Annotated in this window: 13 protein-coding genes and 1 pseudogene; 4 read left to right on the top strand and 10 right to left on the bottom strand. The window is 73.7% G+C overall.

What is annotated here, in order from left to right:
- From H0H10_RS33775 to H0H10_RS33785, 3 genes are all read left to right on the top strand, one after another.
- The coding region (locus tag H0H10_RS33775; RefSeq protein WP_188184999.1) for a condensation domain-containing protein at positions 1-2,343 on the top strand (2,343 nt) is incomplete at its 5' end.
- Positions 2,340-5,183: a non-ribosomal peptide synthetase gene (locus tag H0H10_RS33780; RefSeq protein WP_188185000.1), complete on the top strand. Its 2,844-nt coding sequence runs from the start codon at positions 2,340-2,342 to the stop codon at positions 5,181-5,183. The genes H0H10_RS33775 and H0H10_RS33780, both read left to right, overlap by 4 nt.
- A 235-nt stretch (positions 5,184-5,418) precedes the next feature.
- The gene (locus H0H10_RS33785) at positions 5,419-7,200 is read left to right on the top strand and encodes an AfsR/SARP family transcriptional regulator (protein WP_309141952.1); all 1,782 of its coding nucleotides are present in this window, start codon (positions 5,419-5,421) and stop codon (positions 7,198-7,200) included.
- A gap of 212 nt (positions 7,201-7,412) precedes the next feature.
- Here H0H10_RS33785 and H0H10_RS33790 read toward each other — a convergent pair whose 3' ends face one another.
- Entirely contained in the window at positions 7,413-10,424 is a 3,012-nt protein-coding gene (locus H0H10_RS33790) for an AfsR/SARP family transcriptional regulator (RefSeq protein WP_223180853.1), read from the bottom strand.
- A gap of 334 nt (positions 10,425-10,758) precedes the next feature.
- Positions 10,759-11,010, bottom strand: a pseudogene (locus H0H10_RS33795) (beta-galactosidase); the annotation flags it as partial.
- A gap of 193 nt (positions 11,011-11,203) precedes the next feature.
- Between H0H10_RS33795 and H0H10_RS33800 the strand changes: the two are divergent.
- Positions 11,204-11,923 (top strand): FadR/GntR family transcriptional regulator, encoded by a 720-nt coding sequence (locus tag H0H10_RS33800; RefSeq protein ID WP_188185003.1) that lies wholly within the window; start codon positions 11,204-11,206, stop codon positions 11,921-11,923.
- A gap of 66 nt (positions 11,924-11,989) precedes the next feature.
- Here H0H10_RS33800 and H0H10_RS33805 read toward each other — a convergent pair whose 3' ends face one another.
- From H0H10_RS33805 to H0H10_RS33840, 8 genes are all read right to left on the bottom strand, one after another.
- The gene (locus tag H0H10_RS33805) at positions 11,990-12,427 is read right to left on the bottom strand and encodes an SMP-30/gluconolactonase/LRE family protein (RefSeq protein WP_188185004.1); all 438 of its coding nucleotides are present in this window, start codon (positions 12,425-12,427) and stop codon (positions 11,990-11,992) included.
- A gap of 59 nt (positions 12,428-12,486) precedes the next feature.
- A complete protein-coding gene (locus tag H0H10_RS33810; RefSeq protein ID WP_188185027.1) occupies positions 12,487-13,407 on the bottom strand; it encodes a sugar kinase in 921 nt (306 codons plus the stop codon).
- 38 nt (positions 13,408-13,445) lie between these two features.
- Positions 13,446-14,090 carry a bifunctional 4-hydroxy-2-oxoglutarate aldolase/2-dehydro-3-deoxy-phosphogluconate aldolase gene (locus tag H0H10_RS33815; protein ID WP_188185005.1) on the bottom strand — a complete coding sequence of 215 codons (645 nt, stop codon included), beginning with the start codon at positions 14,088-14,090 and terminating at the stop codon, positions 13,446-13,448.
- 35 nt (positions 14,091-14,125) lie between these two features.
- Positions 14,126-15,271, bottom strand: a complete 1,146-nt coding sequence (gene dgoD, locus H0H10_RS33820; RefSeq protein WP_188185006.1) for a galactonate dehydratase — start codon at positions 15,269-15,271, stop codon at positions 14,126-14,128.
- A gap of 57 nt (positions 15,272-15,328) precedes the next feature.
- Complete coding sequence (locus H0H10_RS33825; protein ID WP_188185007.1) at positions 15,329-16,105, bottom strand: SDR family NAD(P)-dependent oxidoreductase; 777 nt, start codon at positions 16,103-16,105, stop codon at positions 15,329-15,331.
- 48 nt (positions 16,106-16,153) lie between these two features.
- Positions 16,154-16,687: an AfsR/SARP family transcriptional regulator gene (locus tag H0H10_RS33830; RefSeq protein WP_373566955.1), complete on the bottom strand. Its 534-nt coding sequence runs from the start codon at positions 16,685-16,687 to the stop codon at positions 16,154-16,156.
- Positions 16,688-16,820: 133 nt separating this feature from the next.
- Positions 16,821-19,394: an SWIM zinc finger family protein gene (locus H0H10_RS33835; protein ID WP_223180854.1), complete on the bottom strand. Its 2,574-nt coding sequence runs from the start codon at positions 19,392-19,394 to the stop codon at positions 16,821-16,823.
- Complete coding sequence (locus H0H10_RS33840; RefSeq protein WP_507227375.1) at positions 19,391-22,369, bottom strand: SCO1167/SCO6262 family helicase; 2,979 nt, start codon at positions 22,367-22,369, stop codon at positions 19,391-19,393. Before H0H10_RS33840 ends, H0H10_RS33835 begins: the two co-directional genes overlap by 4 nt.
- Positions 22,370-22,441 lie beyond the last annotated feature (72 nt).

The raw sequence follows: 22,441 nt of genomic DNA on the forward strand, positions 1-22,441 counted from the left end.
CTGGCCGGCAAGGTCGTCGTCGCCGGCGAAGCACTCCCGGGTGCCCTCGTCGAACGCTGGCGACAGATCCTCGGCGACGGGAAGGTCCTCAACGAGTACGGGCCCACCGAAGCCACCGTCGGCACCTGCGTCTTCCCGCTCGTGGACGAGTTCGACGGCGTCGTACCCATCGGCCGGCCCCTGCCCAACATGACCATGCGCGTCCTGGACACCCACCTCCAGCCCGTCCCCGTCGGCGCCGTGGGCGAACTGTTCGTCGGCGGCACCGGCGTGGCCCGCGGCTACGTGGGTGACCCGGCCCGCACCGCCGACAAGTTCGTCCCGGACGTATACGGTCCGGCGGGCAGCCGCATGTACCGCACCGGCGACCTCGCTCGCCGGCGGCACGACGGAGCCGTCGAGTTCCTGGGCCGCATCGACGACCAGGTCAAGATCCGCGGCTACCGCATCGAACTCGGCGAGGTGCGCGCCGCACTCGTCGCCCGACCCGGCATCACCGACGCGGCCGTGATCGTGTCCGAGCAGGACCAGCGCCTGATCGCCTACGTCGTCGGCGAGGTCCCCGACCTGGCCGACGCCCTGCCGGACTACATGATCCCGTCCGTCTTCATGCAGGTGGACGCGATCCCGCTCACCGCCAACGGCAAGCTCGACCGCCGCGCCCTGCCCGACCCGGACCAGACCGCCACGGACACCTACGTCGCCCCCCGCACCCCCGCCGAGGAACGCATCGCCGCGATCTGGAGCAAGGTGCTCGGCGTGGAACGGATCGGTGTCGAGGACAACTTCTTCGACCTCGGCGGACACTCGATCAAGGCCATCGCCCTCGTCGGCGCCCTGCGCGCCGAAGGCTTCGAAGCCGCCGTACGCGACGTCTTCCAGCACCGCACCGTCGCCAACCTCGCCGCCACCCTCACGGCCGGCGGCGAAACCGCCGACGCCCACCAGCCGGTTGAACCGTTCGCCCTCATCGGCGACGAAGACCGCGACCGCCTCCCGAACGGACTCGTCGACGCCTACCCGGTCGCCAAGGTGCAGCTGGGCATGCTGGTCGAAATGCTCGCGGGCGACGGGCTGCACAAGTACCACAACACGGCGACCTTCCGGATCAACGACGGCCGGCCCTTCGACGCCGAAGCCCTGCGCCACGCGGCCCGCACCGTGGTGGAGCGGCACGAGATGCTGCGGACCTCCTTCGATCTGGAGGGCTTCTCGGTGCCGTTGCAGCTGGTGCATCCGGCCGCCGAACCACAGGTCGTGGTGCGGGACCTGAGCGGTACGGACGCCGAGCGGTTCACCGCGGCCCGGCAGGAGCACATCGCCGCCGAGCGGGCCGCGCTGTTCGACCTGGACCGGCCGCCGCTGCTGCGGTTCGCCGCGCTGGTCGAGTCGGACGAGGCATGGCACCTGGGCTTCACACACTGCCACGCCATCACGGAGGGCTGGAGCCAGCAGTCACTGCTGCGGGAGGTCCTGGACCTGTACCAGGTGTACGCGGCCGGCGAACTGCCCGGTGAACCGGAGCCGGTGGCAGTGCGGTACGCGGACTTCGTCGCCGCCGAGCAGGAGTCCCTCGCCTCCGACGAGGACCGCTCGTACTGGCAGGGCGTCGTCGACGGGTACGCGCCGTGCCGGCTGCCGCTGGAGTGGGGCGCGGGCAACGGTGCTCCCCGGGAGGACTTCAAGCTGTCCGTGGACTTCCGCGACATCGAGCCGGCGCTGCGCGAGCTGGCCCGGTCCACCGACACCTCGTTCAAGGCGGTCCTGCTCGCCACTCACCTGAGGGTGCTCTCCACGATCACCGGCGAGGACACCTTCCACACCGGCGTGGTCTACAGCGCCCGTCCCGAGGCGCCGGGCGCCGAGCGCGTGTTCGGCATGTACCTGAACACGTTGCCCTTCGCGCACGACCGGACCGCGCGCACCTGGCGCGAGCTCGTCCGCCAGGTCTTCGACCGGGAGGCCGAGGTGTATCCGCACCGCCGGTACCCGCTGCCCGCCGTGCAGCAACTGGCGGGCGGCAGGCGCCTGTTCGACGTGATGTACCGCTACCAGGACTTCCACCAGACCGTCGGCAGCGCGGTGGACGTACAGGCGGGCGCGGGCGACAGCTCGAACGAGTTCACCCTGTCGGTGGCGAACGTGCCCGGACGGCTGGTGCTGCGCGCGGTGAGCACCGGACTCGACCGGGCCAACGCCGAACGGGTGGCAGGCATGTACCGGGCGGTACTGGACGCCATGGCCACCGACCCGGACGGCGACGTGCACGCCTCGCTGCTGTCCGTCACGGAGCTGTCCCAGGTCCTGGACGACTTCAACGACACCGAGGTGGAGTGGGGATGAGACGCTACGTCCACGAGGTGATCGAGGGGCAGGCCGCGGCCACCCCCGACGCCGTCGCCGTACAGGTCGGCGCAGAGACCATCACATACCGGCAGCTCGACGAGCGGGCCAACCGGATCGCCCACCGGCTGCGGGAGGCCGGGGTGGGACCCGAGTCGGTGGTCGGGGTGCTGCTGCGCCGGAGCCCCGACACCCTTCCGGCCCTGCTCGGCATCTGGAAGGCGGGCGGATCCCATCTGCCGTTGGACACCGCCCTCCCCGCCGAGCGGCTGCGCTACATGCTGGAGACGGCGGGCGCGCGGCTGACGGTGACGCACGGCGGCAGTGCCGCGCTGCTCGGCCCCGGGCACGGGGGCGAGACCGTCGACCTGGACACGGAGCGCGAGCGGATCTCGGCGTGTCCCGTGACGCCGCCCGACCGGTCCGCCGACCGCGACCCGGACGATCCCGCGCGCACCCACCGGCTGGCGTACACCCTGTTCACCTCCGGCTCCACGGGCCGTCCCAAGGGCGTGCAGATCGGCCAGTACGCCTTGCTGAACATGCTCTTCTCGATGCGGCGGTGGCACCGTTCGAAGCCGGAGCACCGCTGGCTGGCCATCACCTCCCTCGCCTTCGACGTGTCCACCGCCGAGCTGTACCTCCCCCTGGTCACCGGTGGCCGGGTGGTGCTCGCCGACGACGCCGAGGCCCACGATCCGGTGGCGCAGCTGCGGCTGGTGGAGAGTGCGGGGATCACCCATGTGCAGGCCACCCCGGCAGGCTGGAAGCTGCTGCTGGCCGCGGGGATGGACCGGCTCCCGGTCGCCGCGGTCACCACCGGGGAGGAGTGCCCGCCCGGACTCGCCGGACAACTCGTGGGCCGCGTCGACCGGCTGAGCAACCTGTACGGGCCCACCGAGGCCACCGTCTGGTGCACCGGCACCGACCTGGCGCCGGACGCGGAGTCGGTGCCGATCGGCCGGCCGCTGCCCAACTACCGTGCCTACGTGCTCGACTCGGCTCAGCGGCCGGTGCCCATCGGGGTGACCGGCGAGCTGTACATCGCGGGCGCGGGCGTGGCCCGCGGCTATGTGGGGCGGCCGGGGCTCACCGCCGAGCGGTTCCTGCCGGAGCCGTACGGCGGCCCGCCCGGCTCCCGCATGTACCGCACCGGGGACCTGGCCAGGTTCCGGACCGACGGACAGCTGGAGTGCCTCGGGCGCGTCGACAACCAGATCAAGATCCGTGGTTTCCGCATCGAACTCGGCGAGATCGAGGAGGTGCTGCGCGGCGGACCGGACGTCCATGACGCCGCTGTGGTGGCCCGCGACGACGACCAGGGCGAGAAGTGGCTGGTGGCGTACGTGGTCGGCGCCGGCGGCACGGCGCCGGACCCGGCTGCGCTGCGGGACCGGCTGGCCGCCGCCCTGCCCGCGTACATGGTGCCCGCGGCCGTGGTGCCGCTGCCGGCGCTGCCGTTGAATCCGGCCGGCAAGGTCGACCGGGCCGCGCTGCCCGCCCCCGGCCGCGCCGCGCTCGCCGGGGACCGCGCCTACCTGGCGCCCCGCACCGCCACCGAGCGGCGCCTGGTGGAGATCTGCTCCCAGGTGCTGGGCGTGACCGACGTCGGCGTACGGGACCGGCTGCAGGACCTGGGCGCCGACTCCATGCGGATCGTCCACGTGATGGCCGCCGCGCGGCGGACCGGTCTCGCCCTGACCCTGCGGATGCTGCTGGACAGCGAGACCGTGGAGGACCTCGGGCGGGCCCTCGACGGCGCCCCGTCCGAGGAGACCGGAACGGAAGAGACACGAGAAGGCGAGGAATCGGCCATGACGTCGTGGGTTCCGGCGGGCGGGCCCGTGGACCCGACCCGGACCATGGCCGCGCACCGGGTGCCGGGCGCCGCCGTGGCCCTGCTGCGGGACGGACGGCTGGTGGGCGTGCAGGTGTACGGGCAGCGGTCCGCGGACACCGGACTCCCGGTGACGCTGCGCACCCGCTTCCAGGTCGGGTCCATCAGCAAGCAGGTCACCGCTTTCGCCGCGCTGCGTCTGGTCGCCCGTGGCGAACTCGACCTCGACACGGACCTGGACCGGTACCTGAGCGGGCGGCGGGTGCCCCGCACCGCTACGGGAGCCTCCGTGACCCTGCGCCACCTGCTGTCGAACACGGCGGGTTTCTCCAGTGCCGTCGCCACCTGGTGGCGGCCCGGTGAACCGATGCCGAAGCTCGACACCCTGCTCGACGACGTGAGCGCCGAGCACGAACCGGGCACCCGGTTCCGCAAGGCGGGGAGCCAGTGGGCGCTGGCCGAACGGCTCCTCGGCGACGTCACCGGTCAGGACTTCGCCGACCTCGCGGAGGAACTGGTCTTCGCGCCGCTCGCCATGGCGGACAGTTCCTTCTCACCACCCGCCGACGGGCTCGCCGCCCGGGACGACTGGGCGGCGGGACACGACCGGCACGGCCGGCCTCTGCTCGACGGCTTCCGGGTGCGGCCGGTGCGGGCCGGCAGCGGACTGTGGTCCACCGCCGCCGACATCGCCCAGCTGGCCGCGGAGATCCGCCAGGCCCACCTGGGCTGCTCCGACCTGCTGCCGGCGCCGCTCGCCACGCAGATGCTCACCGAGGCGTTCCCGGGCAGCTTCTACGGTCTGGGCACGGTCGTCGACGGGTCCCTGGGGGAGAAGGAGTTCGGCCACGGCGGGCAGACCGCGGGGTTCCGCGCGCTGGTCTCGCTGCGGCTGCGTTCCGGCACCGGCTGCGTCGTACTGACCAACGGAGAGGGCGGCAAGCACGTGCACAAGGCGGTCGCCGCGTCCCTGGGCCGTGAGCTGAACGTCGACGACGACTGACCCGTGGCGGTGGACCGGTGGCGAGTGGCCGGTTCCCGACCGGCCGTTCCCGGATGTTGCCGTCGCGAGCCGGTGGTGTTACCGAACGGATAACACGAGAATAGGGCTCCCGCGTAGCTTCGTGGCGATTCATCGTTCGCACATGCCAGACGGGGGATGTCACATGGACTTCCGAGTCCTCGGCCCGGTGGAAGCGCACAGAGGCGGACTCCGCATTCCGCTCTCCGGTTCCAAGGTGCACACAGTACTGGCGGCGCTGCTGCTCGCAAAGGGCCGTGTCGTGTCGGACAGCAGACTCAACTTCCTGCTGTGGGGCTGGGAACCGCCGGCCACGTCCGGCGCGCAGATCTACACGTACATGTCGCGGCTGCGCAAGCTCCTCGGTGACGAGGTGCGCATCGAGCGCAGACCGCCCGGCTACCGGCTCCAGGCCCCGAACAGCGCGGTGGACCTGCTCGAGTTCGAGCGGCTGGACCGGCTCGGACGGGCGGCGCTGGCCCAGCGCCGCCACCGGGAGGCGGGGGCGCTGCTCGCCGAGGCCCTCGGGCACTGGCGCGGCACCGCACTCGCCAACGTCACCGAGCACCTCGCCGACGCGGAGCTGCCGCAGCTGGAGGAGGCCCGGATGCACACCCTGGAGAACCGCATCGAGGCCGACCTCGCGCTGGGCCGGCACGAGGAGCTCACCGCCGAACTCACGGGCCTCGTCGCCCGGCACCCGCTACGGGAGAAGCTCCGGGCACAGCTGATGACCGCCCTCTACCGCAGCGGCCGGCAGAGCGACGCCCTGCAGAGCTACTACGAGGGCCGCAGCCTCCTCGCCGACCAGCTCGGCATCGACCCCGGAGAGGCCCTCGGCGCGACCTACGCGGCCGTCCTCAAGGGCACCCGGGGGCCGGGCCCCGGCGGTGCCACCCGGCCCACGCGGGAGGTGCCGGCCGGTCCCGTCGCACCGTCGACGCTGCCGCCGTGCGTCGAGCGGCTCGCCGGGCGGGACGCGGAGATCCGGACGCTCCGCACCCAGCTAGCGGATTCGGTCGCCGGACGGGGCCCGCGCCATCTGCTGGTCACCGGCATGGCCGGCGTCGGCAAGACCGCCCTCGCCGTGCACGTCGCGCACGCCGCGGCCGGGGACTTCCCCGACGGCCGGCTCTTCGCCGAGCTGTCGGACGCGCACGGCCGCCCTCGCCGGCCCCACGACGTCCTCGTCGCGCTCCTGCGCGACCTCGGGGAGCCCCTCGAGGACGGCGACACGACGCCGGAGGGCGGCGAGCGGGGCGACCGCAGGCAGTGCGAGGACCTCGTGCGGCTGCTCCGCGCCCGCACCGCGGGCCGGCAACTGCTGGTGGTGCTGGACGGCGCGGCCGAGGGAAGGCTGCTCGACCCGCTGCTGGCGGGTCTCCAGGGCGCCGTGGTGCTGATCACCGGCCGGACCAGGCTCACCCAGGTCATCGGCGCCCGCACCACGGCACTCGCGCCGCTCGGCTCTTCCGCGGCGCACGACCTGCTGGCCGCGGTCACCGGCCGGGCCCGGCTGGCCGCGGAACCCGACGCCACGCGCGAACTGCTCGGCCACTGCGGTGGACTGCCGCTCGCGCTGCGCATCGCCGGGAGCCGCCTCCTCGCCCGCCCGTTCTGGCCCGTGGCCCGCCTCGCCCAGCGCATGGCGGCCCCCGAGAACCGGCTGCGGGAACTGTCCTACGGCGGCATGGACGTCGGCGCGGCCCTGCTGCCGTCGCTGTACGCCCTGCCGTCGCCGGCACGGTCGGTTCTGGTACGGCTCGCGGGCATGGGCGCCGAGCCCTTCCCCGCGCACCGGGCTGCCGGGGTGCTGGGGACGACGGAGGCGACCGCGGAGCAGTGGCTGGAGCAACTCGTGGACGGTGCTCTGCTCGACCTGTGCGGCGTCGACCTGATGGGCCGGCCCTTCTACCGTTTCCACGAACTGGTGCTGCTCTTCGCCGCCGGCCTGCCCGCCGCGGCACGCACCGGCCCGAGGTCCCCGGCCACCCGGTGAACGAGCGGGAGACGACGGCGGCCCCGAGCCGAGCTCGGGGCCGCCGTCGTCGGCTCAGTGCCAGCTCTCGTCGTCGGAGCCGGTGATCGCTGCGGCGTTCCGGTGAGTGACACGGACGTCCATCATTTCATCCCCCATGTATCGACAGTGATGTTGCGAAATCCTGGAACAACACCCTAATGCCTTCGGTTTTCCCCTCATTATCGAACGGCTTACCGTCCCGGTTTCCCCGTCCCCCGTTTCTCCTCGGGAAGTTCGTCCAGCGCGGTCCGGGCCCGCCGTATCCACGCCTCCACACCGATGCGTTCGAAACTGGCCAACGCCCCCAGATAATTGCGCCGAGCCTCTTGGATATCGCCGCATTGCCGACCGGCGGTGCCGAGCGCGAGTTTGATGCGTCCGTCGACGAGCGCACTGTCCACCAGGGCCGCCGTCTCCAGCGCCTGCCGCAGCGTGGCCCGCGCCTGCTCCCACCGTCCGGCGCCCATCCGGGCCTCACCGAGCGCCAGCAGCCCGTGGGCCAGTCCCAGCATGTCCAGCTGGCCCCGCACGATGTGGATCACCCGGAGCAGGGCCTCCTCGGCGAGGTCGTACTCCTGGCGGGCCAGATGCACCCGGGCCAGCCGGTGGGTGCCCAGCGCCAGGCTGCGGGCGCCGCCCTCGCCGATCGCGGCGGAGACCCGTACCGACTCCTCGCTCAGCCGCAGGGCCTCGTCGACGTCGTCCCGGTCCAGGCAGATCTGCGCCATGTTGTTCAGCACGTGGGCCTCCGAGGAGCGGTCTCCGACCGCACGGAAGACCTCCAGCGCCGCGGTGCTGTACCGCATCGCGGTGTCCAGTTCACCGCGCATCTCGTCGATCATCGCCATGTTCCGCAGCACCAGGGCCCCGCCGTGTTCCTCCCCCGCCCGTTCGTGCAGCTCCCGTGCCCGGGTGAACAGGCCGTACGCCGTGGTGAAGTCCCGTTGGCGCATTTCGAGTGCCCCGAGAACGTGCAGCATCGTGGCCTCGCCGCGCGCGTTGCCCGCGGCGCGGGCCGCGGCCAGGGAGCGCTCCGCGCACTCGCGCCAGTCGTCGAGGTAGTTGCGGGTCTCGAAGAGCACCAGGATGCAGAGGGTGAGGTCCCAGGCGAGCTCGTCCATGCCGGCGTCGGCCGCCTGGGCGACGACCGCGTTCAGCGAGAGCCGCTCGGCCTCCAGCCAGTCCAGCGGCCGGGCCAGCAGGACGTCGGTCGGCTCGGGCGGCAGCCGGTGCGGGACGACGGTGCCGTGGATGATGCTGAAGTCGCCGCCGAAGGAGCGCCGGTGGGCCTCGGCCGCGAGGAACAGGTACGTGCGGAACACCCGGTCCAGCGCGGCACCCCGCTCCTCGGCGCTCTCCTCCTCCACGCGCTCCCTCGCGAACAGCCGCAGCAGGTTCTGGAACCGGTAGCGTGTGTGCCCGGACAGGTCCTGGCCGATCACGTCGAGGAACTGCGCGTCGACCAGCTCCTCGATGAGCCGTTCCCCGGTGTAGAGGTCGGTGTCGAGCAGGGCGGCGGCCACCCAGGAGGAGAAGTCCGGCACGTCCAGCAGCCCGAGTCTTCGGTAGAGCCGCGCGGTCTGGTCGGCCAGGCCCCGGTAGGTCAACGCGAAGCTGGCCCGCACCTGCGACTCGCCCTGGCTCAGTTCGTCCAGCCGCAGCCGCTCGTCGCTGAGCCGGCGCACCAGGTGCTCGACGGTCCAGTGCGGCTTCGAGGCGAGCCGGGCACCGGCGATGCGCAGCGCCAGCGGCAGCAGGTCGCACAGCTCGGCGAGCGTGGCGGCGGCGGCCGGTTCGGCGGCGACGCGCTCCTCGCCCACGATGCCGCCCAGCAGCTCGACGGCCTCGTAGCTGGAGAGCGGACCCAGCCGCACCCAGGCGCGCGGCGGCCAGGCCACCAGCTCGGGCAACTGCTCGCGTCCCGTGACCAGCACACAGCAGCCGTCGCCGCTCGGCAGCAGGGGGCTCACCTGGGCGAAACTGCGCACGTTGTCCAGCACGACGAGCACCCGGCGGTCGGCGAGCAGGCTCCGGTAGAGCGCGGCCCGCTCCTCCGGCTCGGCGGGTATCTGGCCCGCGGGCACGGACAGGGACCGCAGGAAGCGACTGAGGACCTCGTCGGCGGTGGTCGGCTCCAACTGCTCGTCGTAGCCGTGGAGGTCGGCGAAGAGCTGGCCGTCGGGGAAGAGGTCCGCGACGCTGTGCGCCCAGTGGATCGCGAGTCCCGTCTTGCCGACCCCGGCGACGCCGGTGATCAGTCCGGTGGCGGGGCCGCGCGTGGCGCCGCCCGTGTCGAGCAGTTCGCTCAGCAGGGCCAGTTCCTCCTTGCGGCCGGCCAGCCTCGGCACGCCGGGCGGAAGCTCCAGTGGGTCGCCGACCGGGTTCGGCCGGGGTACCGGCTCGTCTTCGGGGTCGGGCACCGACAGCGACCGTTCGTCCTGCAGGATGGCGTCGCGCAGTTCGGTCAGGGCGGGGCCTGGCTCGATGCCGAGTTCCTCCAGCAGCGACCGTCGCCCTTCCTGGAAGGTCTCCAGCGCCTCGGCCCGCCGGCCGGAACGGTACTGCGCGGTGATCAGCTGATGGCGGGCGCGTTCGCGCAGCGGATGGCGCCGGACCATCGCCGCCAGGTCGGGCAGGACCCGCTGATGGTCGCCCAGTTGCAGACGTACGGCGGTGGCGTCCTCGAAGGCGTTGAGGCGTAGCTCCTCCAACCGCTGTGCCTCGTCCTCCATGCGCACGCCGCTGACGCCGGCGAGCGGGCGTCCGCGCCACAGCCGCAGCGCCTCCGCGTAGGCGCGGGACGCCTCCGGCAGCCGCTCCTCGCGCACCGCCGTCTCGGCCCGGGCGACCAGCGCGGTGAACTCGGCCGTGTCCAGCGTGTGACGGCCCAGCCTCAGGAGGTACCCGGGGTGGGCCGTGACGATGATCTCCTCGGTACAGCCCGCGTTCTTGAACGCCTTGCGCAGCGCCGCGATGCAGATGGAGACCTGGGTGCGCGCCGTGGCGGGCGGGTGCTCGTTCCACACCGAGTCGATCAGCGCGTCGACCGGGACGACACGGCCCGGGGTGAGAAGCAGAAGGGTGAGAATCGTGCGGTGCCGTGGCCCGCCCAGCGGCACCTGCTCATCCCCGACGCGTACTTCCGGTGGCCCCAGGAGTCGGAATTCCAGCCGCTTCTCCATGCTCCCCTTGATCCCGTACATGGCGGACAGGCGGGAGCGTGCCCCTGCCCCACCAGAATTCAACGGCTCGCCCCCCAGCACACGATACGACGGAGGATGAAGCTACTGTCCAGTAGAGGGGCGATAACCGGCAGTAACGAAAGAGAGTTCACCGAAAAATGACCCTCCCGAACGTTCCTGGAATGAAGCTGAGTATCGCTCAGTTTCCCGACAGGGAAGGGAGCGGAGGGGTATTGCCGTCTGGTTCCGGCCCGACACGGTGCACCGCTGGAGCGCCATCGACACCTCGGCCCGATCCTGCGCCTGCCGCGGGACGCATCCCCTCGAACCCCGGCGGGCCCCCTCTCACCGGCCCGTACGGCTCGACCAGCGCGAGGTAGGCCGGGTCGTCGCTGCGCGGGGTGCAGTCGGCCTGGCTCAGCCAGTCGGGATGGCCGCCGTTTCGGCACTCACCGTGGGACCGCGGGCCGAGTCGTACCACGAGAGCCAGGTCGAGTTCGGCGCACAGCTCCACGAAGCGGCGCAGGTCGATGCCGCCCGCCTTCATCTTGAGGAGTTCCTCGCGCCGCTGGGCGGCCGGGCACCGGCTGAAATGGAACTCACCCATGGCGGGAGTCCAGGGCCGACCGTCCCGGATCAGGCTCTGGCAACATGACAATCGGCTCCTACAAGCGCGGCTCGGTGAAGTGCGTTCATCGTGGGCCGCAGCCCCGTCAAGATGTATTCATAATTAACGCTCAGAGCTATGATGGACGCGTCCCAGCACCCCAACCGCTTCCCACCGCGAGGAGAACACCGCCATGGCGTCCTACACCGGCCGCGGCGTACACGGGCAGATCGTGCGCACTCTGGGCACTCGCATCGTCGGTGGTGACCTGCCCGAAGGCGCGATACTCGACGTCCGCGCACTGGGTGAGGAACTGGACGTCAGCCTGACCGTCATGCGCGAGTCCCTGAAGGTCCTCGCCGGCAAAGGGCTGATCGACGCCCGCCAGAAGCGCGGCACCTTCGTCCGGGAGCGCAAGTACTGGAACCTCCTCGACGCGGACCTCATCCGCTGGCAGGTGGAGTGCGGCGGCGGTCAGCGCCTGATGCGGGACCTGGCCGACGTGCGCTCCATCGTGGAGCCCGCCGCCGCGCACCGGGCCGCACTGCATCGCACCGACGACGACCTGAGCGCCATGCAGAGCGCCCTCGACGCCATGGCCGAGGCTCACGCCCACTCCCCCGCAGGTGCCGCCGAGGCGGACGCCGCGTTCCACCGAGCCCTGCTCAACGCCACCGGCAACGAATTGCTGGCCCGCATGGACCTCCTCCTGGAGCCGGGACTGCGCGAACGCGACCGCGTGGTGCACTCCCACAGCCAGGCATCCGACCCCCTGCCCAGCCACCAGGCCGTGTTCGACGCCGTCCGCGACCAGGACGCGGCCCGGGCAGAGCTGGCCATGCTCGACCTGCTGGCCCAGGCCACGCACGACTTCGACCAGGTCACCGGGGACCGGCACACCGCACCCCGCTGATGCGGCGCGCATCCCGGGGCGTCCGACTGCACAGGGCGGCCCCCTGCGAGCCCTCTCCGTCCCCGGTCAGGCGCGCTGCTCGGCGCCGGGGGTGACCGGAGCGGTGGCCGTGCAGGAGGCGCGGAGCACGGCTCCGTCCCACGGGCCCGGGTCGGCCGGCCCGTACGCGGCCGTCGACACGATGAGGTGCTGTCCGGTCAGGCAGACCGCGGTGGGCTGGAGGGCGGGAACGTCCACGCTCTGCAGCAGCTGCCCTTCAGGGCTGTAGCGGCGAATCTGGCTGCCACCCCAGATCGCCGACCAGATACAGCCGTCGGAATCGCCCGTCATGCCGTCCGGGGTGAAGACCGGCCCGTTGGGAATGGTCAGCCCGTCAAGGACGCAGGTCACCGAGCCGTCCTCGGTGTTCCACCGGTGCAGCGCGCCGGCGCCGGGTGAGACGTCGTAGGCCATGGTGCCGGCCCACATCCGCCCGGCGGGATCACAGACCGGGGGCGCAGGCATGTAACGGCCTTTCGGGGGAGGGAGGAAGAGGATGTCGCCTCGCCGGGTACCGGGCGGGCTCAGCGCACCGTCGCGCCGGGCGCCGCGTCCAGGAGGCGGAGTTCGTCGCGGTGGGGCAGCCCTTCCCAGTCACCGGAGCCGGCGACGGCGAACGCGGCGGTGCGGGTGGCACGGTGCAGCCTTTGTCCGGGCGGAAGTTCGTCCAGTACGCCGGAGAGGTAGCCGGCGCAGAACGCGTCGCCGGCGCCCACCGTGTCGACGACGGGTACGGGGTGGGCGGGGGCGTGCACGATCCGATCGGCACCGAGGTACAGGTCCGCGCCCTGGGCGCCCCGCTTGACCACGACCTCCTGCACGCCGCGGGCGATCAGCTCGGCCACCCGGTCGGTCTCCGACGTGCCGGGGTCTCCGGCGATCAGGGGCAGCTCGTCGTCGGAGGCGATGACGATGTCGATCAGGCCGAGCAGCGGGCGCAGGGCGGCTGAGGCGGTGGCCGCATCCCACAGGCGGGTGCGGTGATTCACGTCGAAGGACACGGTCCAGCCGTGCTCGGCGGCGTGTTCGGCCGCAGCGCGCACGGTGTCCAGGGGGCCGGGGCCCAGGGCGCAGGTGATGCCGGTCAGATGCAGGAGGCGGGCTCCCGCGCTCAAGGCGCTCCTCACGTGCGGTGGCCGCAGGTGGGACGCGGCGGATCCGGCGCGCCAGTAGTGCACGCGGGCCAGATCGGCGACCCGGCGCTCGCGCATCAGGGCTCCCGTGGGGGCGCCGGAATCGACGGTGGCATGGTCCACGTGCACGCCTTCGCCGCGCAGCGTCCGCAGGATCATCCGGCCGGGTTCGTCGGCACCGAGGCGGCCGGCCCAGCCGACCTGGTGCCCCAGTCGGGCAAGGCCCACCGCCACGTTGGACTCCGCGCCCGCGACCGCGGTGCGGGCCGTGCCGCCCGAGGTCAGCGCACCGTCCACCTGGAGCGAGAGCATCGTCTCACCGAACGTCAGGGCCTGCAGCGGGGCGGCGCTCACGCGCTGGCTCCCGCCGCGCACACGGCCAGGAACTCCCGGGCCCGGACCCGCAACTGGGCCAGGTCCCCGCCCTGCGCCGCATCCCCGAGCAGGGGGGAGCCCACGCCCACGGCGACGGCACCCGCGGCGAAGTAGGCCCGGGCGGCTTCGGCGTCCACTCCTCCCACCGGCACGAACGGGATGTCGGGCAGCGGGTCGCGCAGCGCGCGCAGATAGCCGGGGCCGCCCAGGGAGGCGGGGAACAGCTTGACCGCGCCGGCCCCGGACCGCATCGCCCTCACCGCTTCCGTCGGCGTGAGCGCGCCGGCCAGCACGGGCACGCCGAGTGCGACGGCGTGCTCGAAGCCCTCGTCCAGGGCGGGCGTCACCATCCACTGGGCTCCCGCGTCCCGGGCCCGCAGAGCGTCCTGCCGGGTGACGACCGTACCCGCTCCGATGACGGCGTCCGCGCCTGCTTCTTCGACAGCCCGCGTGATGACGGTTTCGGCGTCGGGCGTCGTCAACGAGATCTCGATCAGGCGCACGCCCTCCTGGGCGAGGGCCAGAACGCCGGCCAGCGCGGCTTTTGCGTCACTGCCTCGCACGATGGCCACCAGCCGGTTGCGGTGCAGTTCATGGGTGAAGTCGCTGTGGTTCAGCATGTGCTGTTCTCCGTCGGGCTCGGCGGGGGCGGGGGTCACCATTCGGCGAACGAGCCGTCGGCGTGGCGCCACAGGGGGCCGCGCCAGTCCGGGGCGCTGTCGTTCGCGCGGCGTACGGCCTGCTCGTCGACCTCGATGCCCAGGCCCGGGCCGAGCGGCCGGTTGATGTGGCCCTGGTCGAACCGGAAGACGGCAGGGTCGACCAGATAGTCCAGGACCTCGGCGCCGGCGTTGTAGTGGATGCCGATGCTCTGTTCCTGGATGAGGAAGTTCGGTGTACTGAAGGCGACTTGCAGGCTGGAGGCGAGGGAGATCGGGCCCAGCGGGCAGTGCGGGGCCAGCAGCACGTCGAAGGTCTCCGCCAGCGACGCCATGCGCCGCACCTCGGAGATGCCGCCGGCGTGCGAGAGGTCCGGCTGCAGCACGGCGATGCCGGCCTGCAGTGCGGGCAGGGCGTCGGTGCGGGAGAAGAGCCGCTCTCCGGTGGCGATGGGCACGGAGGAAGCCCCCACGACTTCGTGCAGTCGGTGCGCGTACTCCGGCAGGACGGGTTCCTCGACGAACAGCGGGTGCAGCGGGGCGAGTTCGGGCAGCACGCGGCGGGCGTTCGGAGTGGTGAACCGGCCATGGAAGTCGATGGCGAAGTCCCGGTCGGGCCCCAGCACTTCGCGGGCGGTGCGGGCCCGTTCGACCACGGCGTGGACTTCCGCGGCAGTGGCCACCTTCCCGGTCCGCCCGCCGGCGTTCATCTTGACCGCTGTGAAGCCGGCCTCGACCTGGGCCTGGACGGCTTCGGCGATCTCGCCGGGTTCGTCGCCGCCCACCCAGCTGTAGGCCCGTACGCGGTCGCGCACGGGGCCGCCCAGCAGCACATGGACCGGCACGCCGAGGGTCTTACCCGCGATGTCCCACAGGGCCTGGTCGATGCCGGCGACGGCGCTCGACAGGATCGGGCCACCCCGGTAGAAGGTGCCCTTGGTCATGACCTGCCAGTGGTCCTCGATGCGCATCGGGTCCTGGCCGACGAGGTACTCGGCGAGCTCGTGCACGGCCGTGCGGACGGTGGCGGCCCGGCCTTCCACCACCGGCTCGCCCCAGCCCACCACGCCGTCGTCGGTCTCGATGCGGCAGAACAGCCAGCGGGGCGGTACGGCGAAGGTCTCAACCCGGGTGATTTTCAAGGGACATGACTCCAAGGCGAGGGTTCGGGGGGAAGAGGGGAGGGTGATGCGGGCCGCTCACGAGGACTTCTTCAGCACACTCCATCCGCCGTCCACGACCAGGGACGTCCCCGTCACGAACGACGCGTCGTCGCTGACGAGGAAGGCGACGGCGGCGGCGACCTCCTCGGGGCGGCCCAGGCGGCCCATTGCGGTCTCGGCGGCGCTCGCCCGCCGGTCGTCCTCGCTGATGGCGTCCCATGCCCGGGTCAGGACCGGGCCGGGCAGCACACTGTTCACACGCACCTGCCCGCCGTACTCGACGGCCAGCTGCCGGGCCAGTCCCGTCAGGCCTGCCTTCGCGGCCGCGTAGGCGGGCCGTCCGGGCAGGCCGACCAGGGCGTGCACCGAGGACACCAGCACCACGCTTCCGTCCGTGGCCCTCAGGTCGTCGAGGCAGGCCCGCACGCCGAGGAACGATCCGCTCAAGGTCACGGCGAGTTGCCGGTTCCACTGCTCGGCGCTGGTCTCGTGGGCTGCGGCGACCCGGACCGTGTAGGCGTTGCTCACGAGAGCCCGGATCGGCCCGAACGCGTGGCGGGCGGCCTGGACCGCCCCATGCCAGGAGGACTCGTCGGCGACATCGCAGTACTGGAACAGCGCCTCTCCGCCGTTCTTGCGGATGTCGGCGGCCACCGCCTCTCCGGCTTCGGCATCGATGTCGGCGAGGACCACGCGGGCACCCTCGGCAGCGAGGCGGTGGGCCGTGGCGGCCCCGATGCCGGACGCGGCTCCGGTGACGAGCGCGCACCGGCCGCTGAGGCGTTCCGAGGGGGTTACCCGTGCGGGAAGCATGGAGGCGTCTCCTGTGGCCGAGGCAAGCAACAACAAGGACATTAAATATTAATTATCCATGCACGCCAAGAGGTGAGAGGCCCCGGTCCCGGCGACGAGGCAGGAGGCCGTGAACTGCGGACCGACCACCGACCGACGCGATGACCGCAACGCGGACAGCTCGGGGCCCGGGTTGATGCCCAGGTCGTCGCGCAGCCGGTCGCGCACCTCACCGAGGCCGGCCAGCGCCTCGTCCTGGCGGCCCTGGAGGTACAGGGCCCGGACGTGGGCGGCGCGCAGGCGCTCGCGCAACGGGTGGGCGGCGACCGGTTCGCTCAACTCGGCTGCCACCAGCGCGTGTTCGCCGAGCGCGAGCCTCGCCTCGGCCAGTTCCTCCAGAGCGGTCAGCCGCTGTTCCTCGAGCCGCCGGGCCTCGGCGCGTACGAACCCCTCGTCGGCGTGGTCGGCGAACCCCTCAGTGCCGCGCCACAGCTCCACCGCCTCGCCGAGCAGCCGGGCGGTGGCGCGCGGGTCGCCGGTGACCGTCCGGGCGCGGCGCAGCAGTGCCTCGAAACGCCCGGCGTCGACCGCGTCCTCGTCCACCCGCAGCAGGTATCCCGGTGGCCTGGACTCGATGCCGAAGTCTCCTGACCGGATGCCACCGGGCGGCAGCCGCCCGGAACGCCGGAACTGCTGACTCCGGTGCCTGGAGTCCCCAGTCCCTTTGCCCAGCCGGTCAGAGGGCTCCCGGTGTGCCCAGGCCCGTCAGGGCGCCGACCGGGTCGAGGTCGGGGGTGCCGCGCGGCCACCAGTCGTCGCGCCCCGGCTCCGACTCGTAGGCGTACCACAGGCCGGTGCGTCCGAGGCGGAGCTGGACATGGCCCTGAGGGTGCGTCAGGCGGTTGCGCCAGGGCCTGAAGGCGGGGAGATCGGCGGCCAGGAGCAGGGGCCGGGCACGGTCGAAGCGGCCGGCCGGCGGGTCCCAGGGTTCCTCCAGGACGGTGAGGGCCTCCAGGCCGCCCTGGCGCCACGCGGCCACCGCGCGCGCCAGCTCCGTCGGGGTGCGGCCGGCGGCCGAGGCGAGGGAGGTGTAGAGGGAGCGGCTGCCGGCGGTGAGACCGGAACCGGGGCGGGCCGCGGCGAGACGGACGGCGTCCTGCCACAGCGTCAGCCCGCCGACCGGGTCGCGGCCGGTGGTCAGCAGGGCGTGCGCGCGGGCGGCGGCGTCGGTGGCCAGCTGGTCCAGCGCGAAGGGGTCCGGGCCGCCGGGAGCGGCCGGGTAGGCGGGGGGCTGCTCGGGGTGCGGGGGCGCGGGCAGCGGCGCCGGGAGGGGCGGGAGGGTGCGCACGGCCAGCGCCTCGCCGGCCCGGACGCCGGGCAGCGGCGCCGGGCCCTTGTCCTGGGCGGCGCGTGCCGCGCGGGCGGCGCTCAGCCGGGACAGGGCGTCCAGCAGCTCGCGTTCGCCCCGGCCGCGCAGCAGGAGCAGGACGAAGGGGTCGGCGTCGAGCAGTCGTGCCGTCTGGTAGCAGAGCGCGGCGGCGTGCTTGCAGGGGTGCCCGGAGTCGGGGCAGCTGCACTGCGGGGCGAGGTCGCCGGGGCCCGGGAGCAGGGGGACTCCGCAGTCCGCCAGGGAGTGGGGCAGCTCCTTGTCCAGCAGGGCGGCGATGTGCCCGGGGCGCTCGGCGGCCGCGTCCAGGAACCGCTCCCAGTCGGCGTCGTCGAGTGTGCGCAGCCGTACCTGTACGCGGTACGGACGGGATCTGCTGCCCTGTACGTAGGCGAGGACGAGCCCGGGCGTCACGGTGATGGCGTCGACGTGGCCCCGCGCGGCGTACCCACGGCCCCGGGCCAGCCGCTGGGGGTCCAGCGCGCCCTCCTCCAGCGCGGTCACCCACGCGTTGCCCCACCACGTCTCGGCGATTGCCTCGTCCTCCCCCGGCGTGGGCGGGAACGTCGGGAAGGTACGGCGAAGCTCGCCGTCACGGCCGGGCGCGGCCATGGAGCGGGGGGTGCGAGGGGACGCGGGCGCGGCCGTCGCGGGGTGCCGGCGGGCGTCCGGGTGCCCACGGCCGGTGGGCGGGGCGGTCGGGGGCGGGTCCGCGGGGCGCGCCGGGGGTGGTGTGTGAGACGGATCCGCTGCGTGGGCGGGGGTCTCCTCTTCGGGGCGCTCCCCGGAAGCGGACGTCTGCGCCGCTGCACCGGTGTGGTTGTCCGTGCCGGTGCTGTCGGTGTCGCTGTCGGTGTCGTCGTCGGAGGGCAGCCGGAAGGCGCCCGCGATCAGTTCCCGGAGTTGGCGGGCGCGGGGGTCGGCGATGCGCGTGCCGCTCCCAGCGCCGGTCGGGGACGGCGCGGCGGACGCGGGGCGGGACGCCCGTCGTACGCCGGCCTTCCTCCCCGTGGTGTCCGCCCGCCGTCGCAGCGCCTCCTGACGCGCCGCCCGCAGCGCCTCACGCGCCACGTCGGCGGGACGAACGCCACGTCCGTCACCGGCCCCGGGGCCGGGAGCGGCCGACGGCGCGGAGTCCGGTCCGGCGCTCGAATCCACATCCTGGCGCGGGTCCCGGTCCCGGTCCCAGTCCCAGTCCGGGTCCCGATCCTGGTCCTGGTCCTGGTTCGGGTGCCGGTCCCGGTCCCGGTGCCGGTCCTGGTCCGGGTGCCGGTCCTGGTCCTGTTCCTGGCTCTGGTGCCGGTCCGGGTCCGGGTGCCGGTCCTGGTCCTGGTCCTGGTCCTGGTGCCGGTCCCGGTCCCGGTGCCGGTCCTGGTCCGGGTCCGGGTGCCGGTCCTGGTCCGGGTGCGGGGCGTCCGCGAGATCTGGCCGCGCCGTCGGGGCGGGGGCGACGGTTGCCCCGGCCGGGTCGAACCCGACGCCGGAACGGCCCGGCGCGGCCCCTCGGGCGCCGGACTCGTCACCGAGACGCCCCGGCTCCGCTCCCCCGGCACCCGCCATGCCATCGAGCCGGGCCACTCCCGCACCCGCACCCGAGACGCCGGACGTGTCACCGAGCCGGGCCGGCTCCACTCCAGGGTCGGCGGAGACGTCACCCGGGGTGTCAGGGCACGGCCCGGCGGTGTCCGTGGTGTGGTCCGGCGTCTCCTCTGCGGTGCCCCCGGCCGCGGCGCGCCTGGCGGTCACCGCACGCCGCAGCGCCGCGCGCGCGGCGTCGGCGGGGCGCGGCTCGGTGCCGCCTTCGCGCTCGGCTGCCGGCGGGCGCTCCGCGTCCGCGGCCGTGGCCGGGTCCGGCGCGCTGTCACCGCGGCCCCGTGCCGCGCGCAGGGCGCGGCGGGCCTCGTCCGCGGGCCGACGGGTCATGAGGGCCTCCGCAGGGACACCAGGTCGGACAGCTCACGGTCCGTCAGTTCGGTCAGGGCCGACTCGCCGGAGCCGAGGACGGCGTCGGCCAGGGCGCGCTTGGACTGGAGCATCTCGGCGATGCGGTCCTCGACCGTGCCCTCGGTGATGAGGCGGTGGACCTGGACGGGCTGGGTCTGGCCGATGCGGTAGGCGCGGTCGGTGGCCTGTTCCTCGACGGCCGGGTTCCACCAGCGGTCGAAGTGCACGACGTGGCCCGCCCGGGTCAGGTTGAGTCCGGTGCCGGCCGCCTTGAGGGAGAGGACGAGGACGGGGGTCGCCCCGCTCTGGAAGCGGTCCACCATGCGCTCGCGCTCCGGCACCGGCGTACCGCCGTGGAGGAGGTCCACCGGGACCGCGCGCACGGCCAGGTGGGAGGCGATGAGCCGGGCCATCCCGACGTACTGCGTGAAGACGAGCGCGGAGCCGTCCTCCGCGAGGAGCGTGTCCAGCAGTTCGTCCAGCAGGGTGAGTTTGCCGGAGCGGGCGGCCAGGCGGTCGCCCGCGCCCCGCGGGTGCTCCTCCTTCAGGAACAGCGCGGGGTGGTCGCAGATCTGCTTGAGCGAGGTCAGCAGTTTCAGCACCAGGCCCCGGCGGGCCATGCCCTCGGCGGTCTCGATGGCGGCCATCGACTCGCGCACCACCGCCTCGTACAGCGCGGCCTGCTCGCGGGTGAGCGGGACCGGATGGTCCGTCTCGGTCTTGGGCGGCAGCTCGGGGACGATGCCGGGGTCGGATTTCCGGCGGCGCAGGAGGAAGGGGCGGACGAGCCGGGCCAGGCGCTCCACCGCCTCCTCGTCCTCGCCGGTCTCCACCGCCCGCGCGTGCCGGGCGCGGAAGGACTTGAGCGGGCCGAGGAGCCCGGGGGTCGTCCAGTCGAGCAGGGCCCAGAGTTCGGAGAGGTTGTTCTCCACCGGCGTGCCGGTCAGCGCGACGCGCGCGGGGGACGGGATCGTGCGCAGCGCCTTGGCCGTCGCGGAGTACGGGTTCTTGACGTGCTGTGCCTCGTCGGCGACGACCATGCCCCAGCGCTGCTCGGCGAGCGTCGCCGCGGCCGACCGCATCGTGCCGTAGGTGGTGAGGACGAAGCCGCCGGTCAGGTCGGCGAGGGTGCGGTCGGGGCCGTGGAAGCGGCGCACGGGGACGCCGGGTGCGAACCGGGTGATCTCCCGCTGCCAGTTGCCCAGCAGCGAGGCGGGGCAGACGACCAGGGTCGGCTCGGTGCGGGCGCGCTTCAGGTGCAGGGCGATGACGGTGACCGTCTTGCCGAGGCCCATGTCGTCGGCGAGGCAGCCGCCGAGGCCGAGCGAGGTCATGAGGTCGAGCCAGGCCAGTCCGCGCAGCTGGTAGTCGCGGAGGGTGGCGTCCAGGCCGGGCGGGGGCTCGGCGGGCCGGACACCCGCCGTCAGCCGGTCGCGCAGGGCGGCCAGCGCTCCCACCGGCACCACCTCGACGGTCTCGCCGTCGGCCTCGGCGCTGCCGGTGAGGGCGACGGACAGTGCGTCGACCGGGTCGAGCAGGCCCAGGTCGCGTTTGCGGGCCCGGCGGACGAGGGCCGGGTCGACCAGCACCCACCGGTCGCGCAGCCGGACGACCGGGCGGTGGGCCTCGGCGAGGGTGTCCATCTCGGCCTCGGTGAGCGCGTCGCCGCCCATCGCCAGCTGCCAGCGGAACTGCAGCAGGTCCCCGCTCTCGAAGAAGCCCGTGCCGTCGGTCGCCGAGCCGGGCGCGGACCGGACCACGGCCGTCGCGGTGAGGTCCTGGGCCAGGTCGCGGGGCCAGTGCACGGCGACGCCGGCGGCGGCGAGCCGGCCGGCCGCCACGCCCAGCAGGTCGGTGACCTCCTCCTCGGAGAGGCTGAGGACGTCGGGCACGTCCTGCTCGGTGAGCCGGTCGAGCGGCGGCCAGACCCGGGCCGCGCGCCGCACCGCGAGGGCCGTGTCTACGCGTGCGCGGGCACCGAACGCCGCGTCGGCCGCCCCCGACCACAGGTCCGCGGCGTCGGCGACGAGGGTGGGGTCGGCGAGGCTGTGCACCTGGACGATCGCCGCCCCCGCGCTGCGCGCGCCGGTGCCGTCGCCGTCCCCGTCGAACAGGTCGTACGCCGACAGGTCGAGGCGGAGCGAGATCCGTACGCCCGCGTCCATGCCGGCGGCGACCTCCGCGGCCCAGTCGTGGGCGGCGGGCAGCCGCCGGGCCTCGCGCGCGGCGAAGGGCCGGCCCACGGCGTGGGGCGCGGCCGGGGTGCGGGGCAGGGTGTCGGCGACCGCGTCCAGGAAGGAGCGCATCAGCGCTTCCGGCTCCGGCAGCCGGATCGGGCCAGGGCCGTCCAGCGGGACCGCGTGACCCTCGGGGGGCAGTGCGGCGGCCACCGCGCGCAGGTGCGCGATGTCGTCCGGGTCGAGGGGGCCGGCCCGCCAGGCGTCGTGCCCCGTCGGCGTCAGGCCGGGCAGCAGCCGGCCGCGTGCGGCGAGCCGCAGGGCGTGCAGGGCGGCGGCGCCCCAGCAGGCCGTGGCCGGGTGGGCGGCCGGGTCGTGCCGGGCGCCGACCAGCAGGGGCAGTGCCTGGTCGAGGGGGAGTGACAGGGCGGGTGTGGTCCGGCGCCGCACCCCGGAGCCGTGCCGCCGGACGACGGTCAGTTCCGTCGTCCCGGCGGGCGGTGCCTCGCCCTCGGGGGCGTCGACGTGCGGGTGCCCGGCGGGCCGGGTTCCGCCGTCGGGGTCGGGGACGGCGACGGGGCCGCCCTCCGGGTCCCAGAAGGCGATCCGCCCGGCGCGCGGGAGGGAGGCGGGCAGGAAGACGGCGGCGAGCCGCACGGGAACCGGCGGGGCGGACCGCCCCGTCTCCCCCGGCGCTCCCGCTTCTCCGGGCGCTCCCGTCTGCCCCGGCGCTCCCGTGCGCTCGGCCGCCGAGGCCGCCACGGCCATGTCGCTCATACGTTCTGTCACCTCCCGCCCGTGTGTCGGATCAGACGTCTTCGACTCTACGGGCGGGGTCTGACAATCGGC

The sequence above is a fragment of the Streptomyces griseicoloratus genome, from assembly GCF_014534645.1.
Taxonomy (GTDB): domain Bacteria; phylum Actinomycetota; class Actinomycetes; order Streptomycetales; family Streptomycetaceae; genus Streptomyces; species Streptomyces griseicoloratus.